Annotated in this window: 14 protein-coding genes, 1 tRNA gene and 1 pseudogene; 6 read left to right on the top strand and 10 right to left on the bottom strand. The window is 43.8% G+C overall.

Features of this window, described 5'->3' with window-relative positions; translation table 11 throughout:
• Positions 1-1,352: 1,352 nt before the first annotated feature.
• The 6 genes and pseudogenes from IPP77_14405 to IPP77_14380 form a co-directional block, all read right to left on the bottom strand.
• On the bottom strand, positions 1,353-1,874 hold the full coding sequence (locus IPP77_14405; GenBank protein ID MBL0310811.1) for a 50S ribosomal protein L10: 522 nt from the start codon (positions 1,872-1,874) through the stop codon (positions 1,353-1,355).
• 32 nt (positions 1,875-1,906) lie between these two features.
• A pseudogene (locus IPP77_14400) lies at positions 1,907-2,600 on the bottom strand (50S ribosomal protein L1).
• 130 nt (positions 2,601-2,730) lie between these two features.
• A complete protein-coding gene (gene rplK / locus IPP77_14395) occupies positions 2,731-3,159 on the bottom strand; it encodes a 50S ribosomal protein L11 (protein ID MBL0310810.1) in 429 nt (142 codons plus the stop codon).
• Between the two features lie 26 nt (positions 3,160-3,185).
• A complete protein-coding gene (gene nusG / locus IPP77_14390) occupies positions 3,186-3,719 on the bottom strand; it encodes a transcription termination/antitermination factor NusG (GenBank protein ID MBL0310809.1) in 534 nt (177 codons plus the stop codon).
• A 1-nt stretch (position 3,720) separates the two neighbouring features.
• A complete protein-coding gene (gene secE / locus IPP77_14385; GenBank protein MBL0310808.1) occupies positions 3,721-3,918 on the bottom strand; it encodes a preprotein translocase subunit SecE in 198 nt (65 codons plus the stop codon).
• Positions 3,919-3,981: 63 nt separating this feature from the next.
• Positions 3,982-4,052 (bottom strand) — tRNA-Trp (locus tag IPP77_14380).
• A 314-nt stretch (positions 4,053-4,366) separates the two neighbouring features.
• Here IPP77_14380 and secDF point away from each other — a divergent pair.
• Both secDF and IPP77_14370 read left to right on the top strand, forming a co-directional pair.
• Entirely contained in the window at positions 4,367-7,456 is a 3,090-nt protein-coding gene (secDF, locus tag IPP77_14375; protein ID MBL0310807.1) for a protein translocase subunit SecDF, read from the top strand.
• An 83-nt stretch (positions 7,457-7,539) separates the two neighbouring features.
• On the top strand, positions 7,540-8,115 hold the full coding sequence (locus tag IPP77_14370) for a rhomboid family intramembrane serine protease (protein MBL0310806.1): 576 nt from the start codon (positions 7,540-7,542) through the stop codon (positions 8,113-8,115).
• Positions 8,116-8,727: 612 nt separating this feature from the next.
• Here the strand turns inward: IPP77_14370 and IPP77_14365 are convergent.
• From IPP77_14365 to IPP77_14355, 3 genes are read right to left on the bottom strand one after another with little or no spacing between them, the layout of a single operon-like run.
• Complete coding sequence (locus IPP77_14365) at positions 8,728-8,919, bottom strand: hypothetical protein (GenBank protein ID MBL0310805.1); 192 nt, start codon at positions 8,917-8,919, stop codon at positions 8,728-8,730.
• Positions 8,862-9,233 carry a transposase gene (locus IPP77_14360; GenBank protein MBL0310804.1) on the bottom strand — a complete coding sequence of 124 codons (372 nt, stop codon included), beginning with the start codon at positions 9,231-9,233 and terminating at the stop codon, positions 8,862-8,864. Before IPP77_14360 ends, IPP77_14365 begins: the two co-directional genes overlap by 58 nt.
• Positions 9,173-9,586: a transposase gene (locus tag IPP77_14355; protein MBL0310803.1), complete on the bottom strand. Its 414-nt coding sequence runs from the start codon at positions 9,584-9,586 to the stop codon at positions 9,173-9,175. Before IPP77_14355 ends, IPP77_14360 begins: the two co-directional genes overlap by 61 nt.
• An 831-nt stretch (positions 9,587-10,417) precedes the next feature.
• Between IPP77_14355 and IPP77_14350 the strand changes: the two genes are divergently transcribed.
• Together IPP77_14350 and IPP77_14345 are read left to right on the top strand one after the other, a co-directional pair.
• Positions 10,418-10,597, top strand: coding sequence for a hypothetical protein (locus IPP77_14350; GenBank protein MBL0310802.1), 180 nt, complete (start codon positions 10,418-10,420; stop codon positions 10,595-10,597).
• Positions 10,598-10,980: 383 nt separating this feature from the next.
• Entirely contained in the window at positions 10,981-12,291 is a 1,311-nt protein-coding gene (locus tag IPP77_14345) for an IS110 family transposase (protein MBL0310801.1), read from the top strand.
• A 155-nt stretch (positions 12,292-12,446) separates the two neighbouring features.
• Here IPP77_14345 and IPP77_14340 read toward each other — a convergent pair whose 3' ends face one another.
• Positions 12,447-15,050: a hypothetical protein gene (locus tag IPP77_14340; GenBank protein ID MBL0310800.1), complete on the bottom strand. Its 2,604-nt coding sequence runs from the start codon at positions 15,048-15,050 to the stop codon at positions 12,447-12,449.
• Positions 15,051-15,245: 195 nt separating this feature from the next.
• Here IPP77_14340 and IPP77_14335 point away from each other — a divergent pair, with 195 nt between their 5' ends.
• Positions 15,246-16,757 carry an N-acetylmuramoyl-L-alanine amidase gene (locus tag IPP77_14335; GenBank protein ID MBL0310799.1) on the top strand — a complete coding sequence of 504 codons (1,512 nt, stop codon included), beginning with the start codon at positions 15,246-15,248 and terminating at the stop codon, positions 16,755-16,757.
• 119 nt (positions 16,758-16,876) lie between these two features.
• On the top strand, positions 16,877-17,239 hold the full coding sequence (locus IPP77_14330; protein ID MBL0310798.1) for a hypothetical protein: 363 nt from the start codon (positions 16,877-16,879) through the stop codon (positions 17,237-17,239).
• Positions 17,240-17,307: the final 68 nt, after the last annotated feature.

Genomic DNA, 17,307 nt, shown 5'->3' with positions numbered 1-17,307 from the left:
TCTTTCAATTACGAGGACAAATGTAAGAGCCTTGCCCACTTCATACCACATTATGACCCAAATATAGGTAATTTAATTTTCCACAGCAACGAAAGTGTCAAATTTCCTTATCTACATTGGATCTCAGAGGTGGGATGAAGTGGGAATTCGTATCTGAAGTAGACCTATTGTGCATAAAGCAGACCTTATCAACAGGTTATGAACCTGTATTAACAGTCCATGAACAGTTTGCTAACAGGGTAGTGGTAGGGAAGCCTTAACCGGCCCGCCGGATTGTTAGAAAAAGGACAAAAAGTGTAGAGGATAGTATCCATTTTATGCTATCCTTTACATGTTGTCCTCAGGATGCCGAAGAACCAGTAGTTTTGGGTACCGACGATGTCTAAACATGTAACCTTTGGTGATTAAACTGCGGGCGTTTTAATCACAGATAGACAGTAGCCGTTAGTAAAGTTGTATTTGACAGATAGGAAGGAGTTGTTTGTCTGTTGTAAACAATACTTACATGACAGAATCCAGTTGCATTTTCCCGTCTTTGTATTTGCCTCCCTTTTAGTAGTTAATTCGGCAATAATCGTTGTCTGAAAATAGGTGTTACACACGAAGCAGCTATAAGTAGGCATTAGCTTTTGCCGTTTCAACCGGCTTTGCCAAATTGTCCTCTTCTCTTTCAATTTTTGACCGACTTATTCCTATTCGGTACCCATCTCTAGCTATTCGGTCCCTGTTAGCAAGAGACAGGTGCATGTTCGCAGCTATTCGGTCCCTGTTCGTAAGAGATAGGTCCCTGTTTGTAGCTATTCGGTCCCTGTTAGTAAGAGACAGGTGCCTGTTAGCTGCTACTCGGTCCCTGTTAGTTAAAGACAGGTACCTGTTCGTAGCTACTCGGTGCCTGTTCGCAAGAGATAGGTTCCTGTTGGCGGCTATTCGGTCCCTGTTAGCTGCTACTCGGTACCAAATAGCTGAAGATAGGTGCTTTTTAGCTCAAAACATGAGTCTATGCAATTATCACTCGTACTTTTCAGTTAAGGAAATTGTGCGTACGAACTACCGAATCTTCATCTTTTCAGAGAACCGCTGCACCTTTTTAAATCTGTCATAGGTTTTGCTTTATTATCACTCTAATCAATCAAATATGCGCTGTTTTTCGAGTAAGTTTTCCTTACTTGAAATTGACAACTCCTTTCCCTAAAACAAAAATCAATATCCGAATTTCTAATTGTCTATTTGCAGTTCAACCAAATACATTCTGGGATAAATAAAAAAATGCCCCATTGGGGCATTTTTTTATTTTATGAATGCTTGAAAGTCAATCCTCATCTAAGAAGAGATAAACCGACTATCGTATTTGTTTAGCTTCTGTTCTCCAGAGCCTTTAATAGGCCGGCAATCTTCTGAGAAGATGAAGCTTGAAGGGCGCTGATAACATTGCGAGCAGGAGACTGCAATAAGCCGACAATTTCGCCAATCAATTCCTTTTTGCTCTTCAAACTGGCAAGTATCGCTAACTGATTATCACCGACAAACACATCAGTGTCAATATAAGCACCTTTCAGGATAGGACGTTCACCGTCTTTTCTGAATTCTTTAATCACCTTTGCAGGCACGGCACCGTCTGTAGAAAACATAACACCGGTAGGCCCGTTCAGTAAAGGATAAATGGCCTCATAGTTTCCTTCCAACTGTTCCAATGCCTTTCTAATCAGCGTGTTTTTCGAGATGCGATATTCGACACCTGATTTAAAACAAAGTCTGCGGAAGTTGTTAATCTTCTCCACTGAAAGAGTGGAGGAATCTGTCAAATAGAAGTATGTTGAATTGCTGAATTTTTCTTTCAAATCAGCTATTTCCTGGTTCTTTTTATTTTTTTCCATTGTTCGCTATATTTATATAGAGGGTGATAAAATTATAATCCACTAACTGTTTTGTAATCAACATTGACTCCGGGGCTCATGGTAGAAGCCATGCTGATACCTTTGAAATAAATTCCTTGCAGTGGCAGGCTTTAATTTCGCCAGCGTTTGCAACAGAGCCTCAGCATTTTCATTAATCTGTTGCACGCTGAAAGATACACGACCTATAGAGCTATGCACAATGCCGAACTTATCTACCTTGAAGGCTATTTTACCTTTCTTTACTTCTTCTACAGCTTTGCCTACTTCGGGAGTAACGGTTCCTGATTTAGGATTCGGCATGAGATTACGAGGGCCGAGTATTTTACCAATCTTGGCAATCTTAGCCATTACGTTTGGTGAAGCGATGACGACATCAAACTCCATCCAACCTTGTTCAATCTTCTGAACAAACTCGTCCAAGCCAACAAAATCAGCACCTGCTTTCTTTGCTTCTTCTTCCTTGTCGGCAGAGGTTAACACTAATACTTTCTTGGTTTTACCCGTTCCGTGCGGAAGCGCAGTTGTTCCCCGGATGGCCTGATCGGCTTTTTTAGGATCCACACCCAATTGAATGTGAAGGTCAACGGAGGCATCGAATTTGCAAGTCGTGGTTTCTTTCACCAGCTTGGAGGCTTCGGGTAAAGTGTACAACTTGTTGATGTCCACTTTTGCCTGTGCTACTTTTCTTTTTTTAGTTAATTTCATTGTTGTTGTTTTTGAGGTGAAGCGGGTCAATGAAGCCCTTCCTCGGTTATGAAAATAGTTGGTGGATGGCGGTTAGTAGTTAACAGTAAGGATATTTCCATAAACTGTCATCAACGAGCCGTTACCAGTTTTAATATCCTTCTACGTTAAATCCTGCACTTTTAGCAGAACCAGCTACCATTTTTATGGCTGATTCAATAGTGAAGCAATTCAGATCGGGCATTTTTTCTTCAGCAATCTTCTTGATGATGTCTAAACTAACCGTGCCCACTTTCTTACGATTGGGTTCAGCAGAACCTGCCTGCTTTTTGGTATATTCCATGAGTAAAGCATGAACCGGAGGAGTTTTGATTATAAAATCAAAACTCTTATCCTTATATACTGAGATCACCACCGGAAGAATCTTTCCGATGCGGTCTTGAGATTGTGCATTGAATCTTTTGCAAAACTCCATGATGTTCACTCCCTTGGAACCCAAAGCTGGGCCGATTGGTGGAGCGGGATTTGCTTGACCTCCTTTTACTTGGAGCTTGATGAATGTTTGAATTTCCTTTGCCATTGTTTATTTCGATTTACTGTTTTTGATTAACTTATTTTCTCCACTTGCATAAAGCTTACTTCCACCGGGGTTCTTCTTCCAAATATTTTGACGATGACCTTGAGTTTCTTCTTTTCGTTATTGATTTCCTCAATGTTACCTACGAAGTCATTGAAAGGACCATCTACAATCTTTACATCCTCATTGATGATAAACGGCTCAGCCATAGTTTCAGTGGCATCCATCATCTCATCAGCCTTACCTAACAACTTCATTACTTCGGCATTCGATAAGGTACCGAGAAAGCCAAGTACTCCATGAACCTGACGCACAGAAGTCCACATTTCCTGCGACATTTTCTTGTCTTCCACTTCCATATATATATAGCCGGGGAACAGGGTTTTATCTTTAATGGTTTTCTTGCCGTTCTTAATGGTATATATTTTCTCTGTCGGTACCAATATGTTGCTCACAATAGTACCCCATTTGGAACGGGTCACTTCCAACATGATGTGATCGCGTATTTTCCGCTCCTGCCCGCTGATAACACGGACAACATACCATTTTTTTTCCTCTGCCATTTTAGCCGACGATGAGTTTGTAGAGTTCTTGTGCTCCATATTTAAAAATAAGGTCCACGCCGAATATGAACAGTGAAATAATTAATGAAGTAACCATCACGACTACCGAACTTTCTTGTAATTCTACCCAAGTTGGCCAGGTTACTTTATTCACCAGCTCATCATAAGCTTCTCTGAAATAGACTGTTACCTTGTTCATTTATATTTATGTTACTTCTTTTCTTGTTTTAACTCCATCTCCAAATATTCCAAAATCCCATTGCAGGGGCAGCCAGATTCGAACTGACGTCAACGGTTTTGGAGACCGCTATTCTACCACTGAACTATGCCCCTCTTTTTAAAAGGGACGCAAATATAATGACATGACTGTATTTTCAAAACCCTTGACCTAATTACTTACCTTTTTTAATTATTCCATACTTTGTTGAGATCACCTCCAATTATAAACTCCAAGACTTACTTGGCTTAGAATATTTAAAGGTAGCGCATCATTTATATCGGTAAAGTAAGCCATATTTTGCAGATCGCAATTACATTAGATGCAAATCTCATTGTCTCCTTTCTTTTTATCCTCATTCTTATATATTTGCGCCCGCCTCGCTGAAAAGTGCGGGGCTTGTGTTTTTTTTTAGATTAAACCATCAGACATGCAAAACCTCAGAGGTGTTATTAAATTTTTCACCATTATTCTGGTTCTCACTTGTATTTTCCAGCTTTCATTTACTTTTCTTTCTAACTGGGTTGAAGGCAAGGCAGACACCTATGCCAATGAGCATGTAAAGATCGCGACGCCAGCGGGTTTAAACCCGGCTCAACTGGTAATGTTTGAAGATTCTGTCTCCGATATCAAGAAGGTATTTCGACATAACTATCTCGACTCGGTAGCGGGTATTCCGATTGTAGATGTTTGGGGACTGAGAGATATATATACGTATAAGTTCTGTCGGGAACACGCCCTCAGTCTTGGATTAGATTTAAAGGGTGGCATGAGCCTCATCATGGAAATTTCGGAGGATGATGTGTTGCGCAAGCTATCGGGCAATAGTAAAAATCCTCAGTTTAATCAGGCCATTGCCAATGCTAAGAAGGCACAAGAAAGCAAGCAAGGCGATTTTCTATCCTTGTTTCAGGCAGAGTTTGAAAAATTAAATAAGGATGCTAAGCTCGCTGCCATCTTTGCTACGGTAGAAAGTTATCAGGGAAAGATTAATCTGAATTCTTCCAATATTGAAGTAGCGAATGTGTTGCGTAAAGATTTTGATGCGGCTATTCATGAAACCTTCCAGGTATTAAAAACCCGTATTGACCAGTTTGGTGTAGCTTCTCCTAATATTTCCTTACAAGAAAATACCGGAAGAATTATTTTAGAACTTCCCGGTGTAGATGATCCGGTTCGTGTGCGCAAACTATTGCAGCAAACGGCGCAGTTAGAATTTTGGGATACTTACGAAACTCAGGAAGTAATCAATTACCTAGGCGACGTTAACAATATCCTTCGGGAATCTATAGCGAAAGATAAAAGAGCCACCGATTCAGACGTAGTTGCTTCTAACGATAACGATACTATCGCTTCTGCCGGATCTTCTTTGTTTGGAGATACCACTTTGCAGGCATCTTCCGATACTTCTGCTTTGGCTAAAAAAGATTCTGCCGATAAGAATTCTAACCCTCTGTTTGAAGTGCTTTATCCAAATATCATTCAGGAAGGTCAATCACAGCAATATGGCGAAGGGCCAATGATTGGTCGCTCTGTGGGTAAAGATACTGCACGGGTTAATCGCTTGTTGGCGCGTCCCGAAGTTCGTTCTGCTTTGCCTCGTGACTTAAAGCTGTTATGGAGTGCCCATCCGGTTTCGCAACAGGCAAACATTTATGGCCTGTATGCTATCAAACAAAATCCTTCTTCACCTGAAGCTCCTTTAAGTGGAAGTGTTATTAATGATGCTTACCAGTCTTATGACCAATACGGAATTCCCGAAGTAGATATTTCTATGAACTCTATGGGAGCAGCCAAGTGGGAGAAGATGACCGAAGCCGCAGTTAACGCAACCGTAAACGGCAAGGCCACCAAGAAATGTATCGCGATTGTTTTGGATAATCGTGTGTTCTCTGCCCCACGGGTACAACAGAAGATTTCCGGAGGCCGTTCTCAAATTACCGGTATTGACCAGTTAGAAGAGGCTATTGACTTGGCCAACATCCTCAAATCCGGTAAACTCGAAGCAAGAACCCAAGTTATTGAAGAACAAGTTATTGGGCCTTCATTAGGTAAAGAATCTATTAAAGCAGGCTTGGTTTCTCTTCTTCTGGGTGTTTTGCTGGTGTTCCTCTTTATGGTGAGCTATTACAGCACCTCGGGTATTATCGCCAATACGGCCATGTTCCTCAACTTGTTTATTTTGATTGGCGCCTTGGTTTCATTCGGGGCATCGTTTACCCTCCCTGCTATGGCGGGTATCGTATTGACCCTAGCGATGGCGGTAGATGCCAACGTGATTATCAACGAGCGCGTTCGCGAAGAGGTAGCTCGTGGCAAGGGGATGAGGCTGGCCGTGGAAGAAGGCTATAGCCATTCTTATAACGCCATCATTGACGGAAACTTGACTACCATGGCCATCGCCATCGTGCTATATGTATTTGGTCTGGGGCCTATTCGTGGATTTGGTCTGGTGTTGATTATTGGTTTGATCACTTCTATGTTCACTGTCGTCTTGGTTTCGCGTATCTTGTTCGATTGGGCGTTTGACCGCAAATTCAACATTCAGTTCGGCAACAAATTCACTCAGAATCTTTTAAAAGGTACCACTTTTGATTTTATGGGCAGACGCAAAGTGACCTACACCATTTCTGCGGTGATGCTGGTTGTTTGTATCTCTTCTTTTGTTTTCTACGGCTTTGATTTAGGCGTGGACTTCAAAGGTGGACGCAGCTATGTAGTTCAGTTTGATAAAGATGTGAAGACCGAAGAGGTGGCAAAAACCTTGGGGCAAACTCTGGATGGAACTCCTCAAGTGAAGACTTATGGCAGCAATAACCAGATTTCTATTACTACGGCCTATATGATAGATGTGGCGGGACCTGAAACCGACAGCATCATCGAGGCACGTATCTATGAAGGAGTCAAGCCGTTCTTCGCCGAGTATCCTTCGCTCGATAACTTCCGTGCCAAGAACGTGAAGAGCACCATCAAGATTGAAGCTTCCATTGCCGACGACATTCGCCAGAGTTCCATGTTTGCTGTCATTTTCGGCTTCTTGCTGATTTTCGCCTACATCTTCCTGCGTTTCAAACGTTGGGAGTATGCCGCAGGAGCTATTATCGCCCTCGTTCACGATCCGATTATTGTATTGGGAGTATTCTCTCTCTTCCGCCATCTGGTTCCTTTCTCCTTAGAAGTGGATCAAACCATTGTCGCCGCGGTGTTGACCCTCATCGGTTACTCGGTGAATGACACGGTGGTGGTTTTCGACCGGATACGCGAAACGGTGGGATTACATCCTACCCGTACGCTGGTGCAGAATGTGAACGATTCGATCAACCAAACTTTGAGCCGTACAGTTATGACCGTTGTGACCGTATTCTTGGTGGCGCTCATTCTGTTCCTCTTTGGCGGAACCTCTATTCACGGATTTGCCTTCGCCCTCATCATTGGCTTGCTTGTGGGTACTTACTCTTCTATCTTTGTCGCTTCGCCTATTGTGGTGGATTTGATGAGTCGGAAGAATAAAACCGCCTAAGTTTATCATAGATATTTGTAAAACCCGCTTACCAGATCGGTAGCGGGTTTTTTTTTTCTGATTTATTCCATTTAATTCGATAAGTGGTTCGCGAAAAAATAGGTTTCTGGAGAAGCATCGTCTTCGTGCTATTGCTCGTGTCGGTACTTTGGCTGGTTCAATTCATCCAGTATTTCGGCATCTATGACTTCTCGCACTATGGCAACTGGCCGCAGCATCGGGCTGGCTTACCGGGCATCCTCTTTTCTCCTTTTATTCACGGCAGCTTTGAACATTTAATTTCAAACACCCTGCCCATCATCGTGTTGCTCTTGGTTTTGCTTAATGCCTACCCACGTTTTGCCCTGCTCGTTTTGGTGGCCGTACACCTGATGAGCGGCGCGCTGGTTTGGCTACTAGCGCCGCCCACCGGCATCCACATTGGCATCAGCGGCATTATATATGGCATCGCCGGCTTCCTTAGGGCTTGGCATTTTTCGCAAAGACCGTACTTCGGTGGTCATTGCGCTGTTTGTCGTGCTGGTTTATGGGGGAATGATTGTCGGGTTCTTTCCCACACAGGGTATTTCGTGGGAGTCGCATTTGTATGGCGCACTCAGTGGCGCGCTCATGGCCTTTTTGCTGCGCAAAAAAGATTTGCCGCCGCCTACCGAAAATGAACTGGAGGGGCAAGAAGAAGAGAGGCGATTCTTTGATGAATACCCATCAAGGGGCGAATAGCCCTTGTGCTCATTTCCCTACCTGGCTTCTCTTTTTAGATAATACAACTGCTATTTATTACAGAAAGCTACAAATAAGCATGGTTGATATATTTCATGAGATCGTGAACATATCAAACTAAGCACTTTGGCTATTTCCTGAAATCGTGAATATGCCAAACGAGGCAGTTGAACTAATTCCCTAAATTGTGAATATACCAAACGATGTAGTTTACCTATTTCACGAAAACATGAACATACTAAACGAAGCAGTGGACATACTTGAGTTCTTTGAAAAACCCATTTATTGATGAACTTGTTATTCGCTAAAGGTTTTTTTGTGGATTGGGATGTCATCACCACTGCTGAATAGTGTTTTTATGTGGTTTGATGAATCCGTTTTCATTGATTTTTTATCCTTTTCGTTCGTCTTTATGAACGGGACAGACGACTCCCATCACCCCACCTTTATCTTCATCAAATACGCTGCTCGAAGCACGTTGTAAATAATACAATTCATATCAAAGCGTAACGCATTGCGCATTTTTGTCTTTGCGGTGGCCAATCCCATTCTTAGCTTCTTCGCATAAAGGCAAAGGGGTGTTCTACCGCTGCTCTTACGCTTGACTTCTGTTTGTTTCTCTTCTCCTGTTTGTTCGATAATTTGCCACCCCGTTTCTTCTTATCTAAAATACCATAGTAGATGCCTAATTTTCGGGCAATAGTTTTGTGTTGGTTTTTAGGATAGGCTTTATCTGCCCAAATACTTTTTCATCTCCGCTTAACAAATCTTCTAAGGCTCGGCTGTCATGCACATTGGCAGGGGTGAACTTCCGTTTGCGTATCAGTTTGCTGCCTACATCCACTCCTATATGTCCTTTGTATCCAAAGTATTTATTGCCATTCTTTTCGGTGCTTTGGGCATCTGTATCTATTTGAACACTGGGCTTGACGGCCAATACTTCGCGCTTTTTCTTGCTCAATGGCCTGTTGGCTGACTCTAGGATGGTGGCATCCGCTATCGTTCCTTTTTTAACATCAAACCATGTAGTTCCAACTGATGGTTGATGCCGGAGAATATGCGGTCCATCAGTTGATGCTTCACTAAGGCCTCTTTAAAGTGCCACAGGGTGGTGAAGTCCGGTATCTCTTGGGCAAAACTGATTCCTACAAATTTTTGAAAACTCAATCGGTCTATCAACTGATCTTCTAGTTCTTCATCGCTTAAATTGAAAGCATATTGCAGGAACAACATTTTTACTTTCCATTCAAACGGTAAGGGTTTGCGTCCCCCTTTACCAGTGTTACTCTTGTCTATTACCTGCACCAAGGCGACCAAGGCCTGCCAGTTTACTACAGCATCTATCTTAGCAAGCATTATCACTGCTTTTGATTGTTTATTCCGTTTTGAAAATGACCAAATGTTATCCATAAGACTCAGTTGTTTTGTATCCATAGCACAAATATCCCACTAACTATCAACTACACAACCTGTCTTGTTTACACCCAATTGTGCATCTGTTTTTCAAACCTCTCTACTTCATGAAAACATGAACATACTAAACTGGCCAGTTGAGCTATTTCCAAATGTATGGAATATATACAACTAATCAGTTGATATGTTTCCAAATGTGTGGAATATACAAAACGAACCAGTTTACCAGTTTCAAAATGTACTGAATATACTAAACTTGCCAGTTGAGTAATTTCCAAATATATGGAATATACACAACGAAGTGGTTGACCTGTTTCAAAACATACGGAATATACCAAACGAAACAGTTGGCCTCTTTCCAAATATATGGAATGAATAAAACGAATAATTTGAAGATATTTTAGGAATTGGTAGAAGGCTCATACATATAAGAGGAGCTATCATTGGATGAAGACTACAAAAGTCTTTAAGACTTTTGTTTTTGACTTTATTTCGCGCAGAGGGCGCAGAGTAGCTGGGAACACAGAGAAAGAACAATAAAAAGATTCGATGCTCTGCATCTCTGCGCTCTCTGCGTGAAATGTATTCATCCGGTCGCTCCGATGGAGCTTACACAGTGGAGACTATTTATTTCTACCAAAAGATAGTTCCTACGGAACTTGATAGAAGCTATTCACGAATGTTTGCTTATGGTGGTTTTCAATCCGTAGGATTGATGCCTTTGGTAGAAAAACTTTATTTCGCGCAGTGGGCGCAGAGTAGCTGGGAACACAGAGAAAGAACAATAAAAAGATTCGATGCTCTGCATCTCTGCGCTCTCCGCGTGAAATGTATTCATTCGGTCGCTCCGATGGAGCTTACACAGTGGAGACTATTTATTTCTACCAAAAGATAGTTCCTGCGGAACTTGATAGAAGCTATTCACGAATGTTTGCTTATGGTGGTTTTCAATCCGTAGGATTGATGCCTTTGGTAGAAAAACAACCATCCATCTATCTAATCCTGTAAGGATGAACGTTATTGAAACTACAAAAGCCTTTAAGACTTTTGTTTTTGACTTTATTTCACGCAGTGGGCGCAGAGGAGCTGGGAACACAGAGAAAATACAGTTAGAAGGTAAGGAGGGCTGAACCCGCGGCAGGGAAGCCATAACCGGCCCGCCGGATTGTTAGAGAAAGGACATGGCATAACGTTGTAAATTTGCGCGGCCCGCTGGAAGTAACAGCGCTTTCAAGTAGTGTTTTATACCTGTCAGGGAATCTTGTTCCGGCTGTTAGATGTAGTGTTACTTGGTGATGCGCTGAGTCGTATTCCCGTTCAGGATGATATTTTTCCTACAAAAAAACAGTCGGCCATCGGGCGTTTTTTAATCATCATTTAAAATCAAATTTATGGGTAAAGCATTAGAGATTGTTCATCCCGAAGCTGCGGGGATAGATATCGGCAGCAAGAGTTTTTTTGTAGATGCGGGTGAGGAAGAAGTCAAGGTCTTTCCTACCTATACGGAAGGGTGCTATGCGCTTCGGGATTATCTGAAAACACAGGGCATCAAGACCGTGGCGATGGAGTCCACCGGAGTGTACTGGGTGATTCTGTATGCGGTGTTGGAGGAGGCGGGCATCGAAGTATATCTGGTCAATGGCCGGGATGCGAAGAATGTGCCGGGACGGAAAAGCGATGTAAAAGATTGCCAGTGGCTGCGGCAGTTGCATGCTTACGGGTTGTTGAAGAAAAGTTTTATTCCGGATGAAAACATTCGCAGGCTGCGCAGCTATATGCGTCTTCGTCAGGATCATATCCGTGCACAAGCCACGCAGACGCACTTGATGCAAAAAGCGTTAACGCAAATGAATGTGCGTTTAACAGAAGTCATCAGTGATATCATGGGGGCCAGCGGCAGCAAGATGATAGCAGCGATTTTGGAAGGAGAAAGAGATCCGGAGGTATTGGTAAGCTATTGTCATGAATCTATCTTGAAGAAGAAAAAAGATTTGGTGCTGAAAGCCTTGCAGGGAGATTACCGGCAGGAGCATCTCTTTGCGCTCAAACAGGCCCATCAAACCTGGCATTATTACCAGAACCTGATTAACGAATGTGATCGGGAAGTGGGCGAACTGTTGGAGCAAATCACTCAGGGAAAGGAAGAAATAAAGAGCGGGGGCAAGCGCAAGCCCATGCGTTATAATCGTCCACAGATTAAAGAACTGCATCAGCCTTTATTAAAGATGACGGAAGGGAAAGACCCGACGGGTATTGCAGGCATTACGGATTACAGTTTTCTACAGATTGTGAGTGAAGTAGGCGTGGATATGAATGCGTGGAAAAGCGAAAAGCATTTTGTCAGTTGGCTGAAGTTAGCGCCGATGCGAAGTAAGTCGGGTAATATGAATCGGCGACTGACGGTCAAACGAACGAATAAAGCGAGTTTGCTCTTCCGAAACCTAGCGCAGGGTATTCTGACGAGCAAGCATCTGGCGCTGGGTTCTTTTGGAAGAAGAATCCGTGCCCGAAGGGGAAGCGGAGTGGCGATTAAAGCCATTGCCCGAAAAATTGCCTGTTATTATTACCGAGTGATGACTCAGGGAGAAGCCTTTGTAGAGCAGGGTATAGAAAAATATGAAGTATCCCTTCATGATCAAAGAAAAAAGTATCTGGAGCGGCTGGCAAAGAAAATGCAAATGCAATTAGTGCCGATGGGATAGGGTGTGTCCTCAGGATAGAGGCGGCATCCTTTTTCTTTCCAAAAATATTTTAGAGTTAAGAAAAAGATATAGCCGAAAGCCCGTAAGCCGCCCAAATATTTATGTAGAGACGCAATATTTTGCGTCTAAAATATTGCAGTCACAAAATGTTGCGTTTAGAAATATTGCAGCGAGTTTCGCTTTTGCAGTTTCATGTCTTTGAGGGTGGGCGATTTGGGGTGGAGGATGATGGAGAATTGTTGTTGCGGAAAGGTGGGCAGGGGCGGAGTCCAGTTGAAGGTGAGTTCCCAGCAGTGGAGGTCGCGGATGACGGAGATGTTGGTGAGGGTGATTTGTTTGCGCGAGATGTCGAAGCCGGTGGAGAGGGTGAATTTCCAGTGGGGCGTGAGGTTGAAATCGCCGGTGAGGCTGATGGCCTGGACGGTGATGAGGGTGTCGGGGTTGAGGTAGTTTCCGCGGCTGAGGTTGAAGCGATAGGAGAGGCTGATGTTCCAAGGAATGTTGAAATCATAAATCTGGTCGGGCGAATAGCTGACATAATCGGTCATCATTCTGGGAACCACGCCGGGCGCGGCCACGTCGCCTCGGAGTTTGGAATGGAGCGAGGTGCTCAAGCTGACATTGGCGGTAGCAAAACGAAGTAGTTGCCGTTTGGCCGCCCATTGAAAAGTATTGATGGGGCGGTTGAGGGAGTCGGTGGTGTAGGGGTCGAAAACGGCATTGAAGTTTAGGTTGATGAGGTTGAAGATGCGGGAGGAAACGACACTCAGCACAAAGGGCCGCAGGCGCAGCGAATCGGCCACGAAGTTATAGGAGCCGGAGAGGGTAATTTGGTCAAACAGTCCTACTTTCTTTTCGTGGTTCACGCTATCCTTTTTTGAAAATACCTTCAGTTCTAGACTGTTGAGCAAGCTCCAGTTGACGGAGCCTTCGCTGCCCGCTTGGGGAATGCCGTAGAGCGCGCCGGGGTCGAGGGTTGAATATCGGAGGGGTGTTCCTTCGGCGTTGCTTTGCACGGTGCGATAATATCCCCAAGCGCGGGTAGAGAAATCGGGGCGATAGTTGAACGAAACGGAGGGCGTGAAAATATGGCGCATGCCTTTCAGCTTGCTGTTTTTGAAATTGTAAATGCCTACCACTTTGGTGGCGACAGAAATGGAGGCATTGAAATTTCGGGAAGAATTGAACCGCCAGGAAGTATCGCTTTCTACGCGGCCATAGAGGGTGTCTATCTTTCCATCTGCTTTGGAGATATAGAGGGTGTCGGGGTTCCATATTTTTTCAACGCCTTTGAAATAGGTGCGTTCCTGATAGCTGAAAGAAGGGTTGACGTTGATGTATTTGAAGAGCGTGATGGGTGCATCAATGCTGATGTTCTGGTTGATGCCGAAACGGAATTTGTTCCAAGTATCGCTTTTGAAAATGATGGAATCATAAGTGTCGAGCCGGTTTTGTGCTTCGAAAGAATAGCTGATGCCAATGCTCTCGAACCACTTTCGTTTGTCGGTTTGAATCTTGGGTTTGAAAGGATTGACGCGCGACATGGAGAGGCGGAAGGTAGGCAGCGTGAAACCGATGGTGCGGTTCAAAAGGTTTTGTTCATGGCGGATGTTCATGGAAAGACTGAAGGGCGTGCCGGCAAAAGTGCGCGAGTAGTTGATGGTGGAGTTGAAAGAAGTGTTGAGCCTCGAAACGTCTGTAATACGGTTGGCATTATAATAATCAGCCGACTGCATGTTCACGCTGGCCCCAAAGGTGGAATTGGGCATGGAGCGCTGATCCTGATTGTGCGACCAGGAAAAGCTGTAGGCGTTGGATCCTTTTTGATGCGGCAGGTCAGGATCAGGAGGGCGGGTGCGGGTATAGCTGAAATTGACCGCGCCGGTAAATTTATAGCGCAGTGCATATTGAGAAGCCAGCCCCAGCCCAAAGGTTCCGTTGGTGGCAATCATACCGGTGAACTTTAGAGAGAGATAATCGTTCATCGCCCAATAATAGCCGCCGTTGCGCAGAAAGAAACCGAGCAAACCATCCTGTCCATATTCGGGAATGACGATGCCGGAGCGCCGCGTTTGTTTGACGGGAAAGATGCCGAAGGGCAGATAGATGGGAGTGGGCACATCGGCAATCCATAGGTTGGTAGGACCGGTGACGATTACTTTGTTAGGAACAATCTTGACTTTCTTGGCTTGAAAATAAAAGTGGGGATGCTCCAGATCGCAGGTGGTATATTTAGACTTGAGCCCATACCATTCATCAAATTCATTCTTCTTCACCTCGCTGCTGTGGATATAGGCATCGCCTTCTTTGGTGATGACCTCATACACTTTCCCGCGCTTGGTCTTGAAATTATACGCCATTCGCTTGGCTTCATATTCCTTATCGTTTTCAGAAAAAACCGGTGTGCCGACCATCCGCCCTGTGCTGTCGGGGGTGCCTTCCGAACTGAGGGTGCTGGTTGTCCAGTCGAAATTGACGAGGTTGGCTTTCAGTTTTATTTTTCCGTAAACCAAATCGGCTTGGTTGTACAGAAACATCTTTTTGGTCTCCATGTCGTAAACGATGGAGTCTTCGGCATGATAGGTGATGATTTCGGAAATTTGATCTTGACTGGCAAATTCTATGGTATCATTTTTCGATAAAGTGTCGGGTGTCAGAACGATGGTGGAATCTATGGAGATCAAGGAATCGGCAGAGGCAAGTGTTCTTGTGGCGGGGAGACTGTCTTCAGGAAATATCGGCGCAGTGAAATGAGACAAGGCACTCGTATTTTTTTCGGCAAACAGAAAATTGGACAATAATAACAGGGCTGTGGCTAAATACATTGCGACAAGTGGTCTTTGGACCATCGCAATGGGATATATTTGGTTTTTGAAGAAATGAATGTAAGAAGTCAAACCGTTATACGATTCTATGAATAGGAATAAGGATGGAATAAGTGTCAAAATTAAAAAATCTATAGTGTGAGCTTTCGTTTCATTTTAGTCTTAACATGCTTTTTGATCTCGGTGGAAGGAATTGCCGGGGGTAGTTTTACGATAAAAACTATTGTGATTGATGCGGGCCACGGTGGAAAAGACCCCGGCGCAATTGGTCCTAAAGGCACCAAAGAAAAGGATGTGGCGCTAGCCGTAGCCTTAAAAATCGGTGATTATATCCAAAGCAATTATCCCAATGTAAAGGTGGTTTATACCCGAAAGACCGATGTGTTCCTCGAACTACACGAACGGGCTGAGATTGCCAACAAAAACAAGGCAGATCTTTTCATTGCAGTTCACTGTAACTCTAACAATAATCCCGATGCTTATGGCTCCAGTACTTATGTGTTGGGTCTGCACCGCACGGAGGCGAACTTAGAAGTGGCCAAGCGGGAGAACTCGGTTATTTTGTTGGAGGAAGACCGCGACAAGAACTATGAGTTTGATCCGAACACTCCGGAAGGGCATATCATTATGAGCATGAAGCAGAATGCTTTTTTAGATCAAAGTATAGAATTTGCCTCCAAGATTGAAAACCAGATGGAAAACGGAGCACGTCGCAAAAGTATGGGGGTGAAGCAAGCCGGCTTTTATGTGCTATACAAAACTGCCATGCCCAGTTTGCTGGCCGAAATCGGATTTATCTCTAACCCGGAAGAAGAAAAATATTTGACTTCGGAAAAGGGGCAGGATCAAATTGCACATGCGCTATTCAATGCCTTTAAGGATTATAAAATGTTTTTAGAAAAAGGAAATGGGGGAGAGGTGGAGGTCGCATCAAAACCCGAAGAACCTAAAGAAAAGCAGCCGGAAGTAAAAAAGGAGCCGGTAGAAGAAAAGGTGGAAAAGAAAGTCACGCCGGAAGCGAGCACTCCGACAAAAGACGAGAACTCAAAAACAAAAGTAGTCTCTTCGGAAACTATAAAAAGTGAACCAGTTATAACCAAACCGGAAACTAGTAGCACCAACGCAAGCTCACAAAATGCACAAACGATTAAAAAGCCGATTGAGGTGCGCAGTGGAGGAGGGAATTCTACTTCCACGGCGGTAGTTCAGGTGAAGCCATCTTCGTCGAGCACCTCGGTGGTAGAGAAGGAACCGGTAGTGAAGGCTACGGAAATTGTTACTCCGCCACCGCCACCTGTAATCAAGACTGAAAAGGCACCACCGGTAACGGTAAAGAAAGAGGAGGTGCCAGAAGCCAAAACAGAACCGGCTGCCGTATTCAAAATTCAACTGTTCGCGCTTAAAGGAGAATTAGGTGCGAAGGATCGGGATAAATTGATTCGGGTATTCCCGAATTACAGCTCCGAACCAACGGGAACAGGATTTATAAGGTATTATGGAGCATCGGCCGGTACCTTCAGCGAGGCCAAGAAGTATTTAATCAAGGCTATCAGTAGTAGTTACAGCGGCGCATTTATTGCGGGATTCAGGAATGGCAAAAGGATGTCGGCAGATGAGATGAAAGTCGCGGAAGGGAAATAGAGGTTTTTGGCTTTCTGCTTGCAGAAGGTAAAATAGATAGTTTCACATCGGAAATTCAGGATACACTGATTTCCGTTTTAGGAATAATGACTAGACAATATAAAAAGTATCCGAACCTGTTGAAGACGTTTTTCGTCTTCCACATTCTCTATTTGGTTCATGCTTTCACCATCCTTAACCTGTTTATAACGGATGATATTACGCTGATCTCAGCGGATGGTGCCATCGCAGAGTGTCAGGAATTGTCGAGTATTTATTCTGAGGATGAGGGCGATTCCATGGCCTGTTTTCTTTTTGAGATAAGGTATAAGATAAAGTCTCTATCGCTAAAGACGTTTAATATTCAGCACCCTGAATTTTCTGAAAATCAGCAGTGGCTTTCAGATTTAATAATACTTACTCCAAAACATTTTGACTTCACTCCCTCTACGGGAGATGATGCTTATAGGCGGTATCTCAATCTACGAGTACTCATTATTTAATAGTTAATGGCAGGATTTAGGCTGCTCAGGTTTTAGTCTGTAATAGAAGAGAGCCAGAGAGCCTGATA

The organism is Bacteroidota bacterium, from assembly GCA_016722375.1.
Taxonomy (GTDB): domain Bacteria; phylum Bacteroidota; class Bacteroidia; order Chitinophagales; family LD1; genus Bog-950.
The sequence above is the reverse complement of the archived record's forward strand: the minus strand, read 5'-3'. Positions and strand labels throughout refer to the sequence as shown.

Excerpts from the sequence above, each read along its gene's own strand:
- nusG (MBL0310809.1), bottom strand. The coding sequence starts at position 3,719 with ATGGCAGAGGAAAAAAAATGGTATGTTGTCCGTGTTATCAGCGGGCAG.
- IPP77_14355 (MBL0310803.1), bottom strand. The coding sequence starts at position 9,586 with ATGGATAACATTTGGTCATTTTCAAAACGGAATAAACAATCAAAAGCA.
- IPP77_14350 (MBL0310802.1), top strand. The coding sequence starts at position 10,418 with ATGTATTCATTCGGTCGCTCCGATGGAGCTTACACAGTGGAGACTATT.
- IPP77_14345 (MBL0310801.1), top strand. The coding sequence starts at position 10,981 with ATGGGTAAAGCATTAGAGATTGTTCATCCCGAAGCTGCGGGGATAGAT.
- secDF (MBL0310807.1), top strand. The coding sequence starts at position 4,367 with ATGCAAAACCTCAGAGGTGTTATTAAATTTTTCACCATTATTCTGGTT.
- IPP77_14405 (MBL0310811.1), bottom strand. The coding sequence starts at position 1,874 with ATGGAAAAAAATAAAAAGAACCAGGAAATAGCTGATTTGAAAGAAAAA.
- secE (MBL0310808.1), bottom strand. The coding sequence starts at position 3,918 with ATGAACAAGGTAACAGTCTATTTCAGAGAAGCTTATGATGAGCTGGTG.
- rplK (MBL0310810.1), bottom strand. The coding sequence starts at position 3,159 with ATGGCAAAGGAAATTCAAACATTCATCAAGCTCCAAGTAAAAGGAGGT.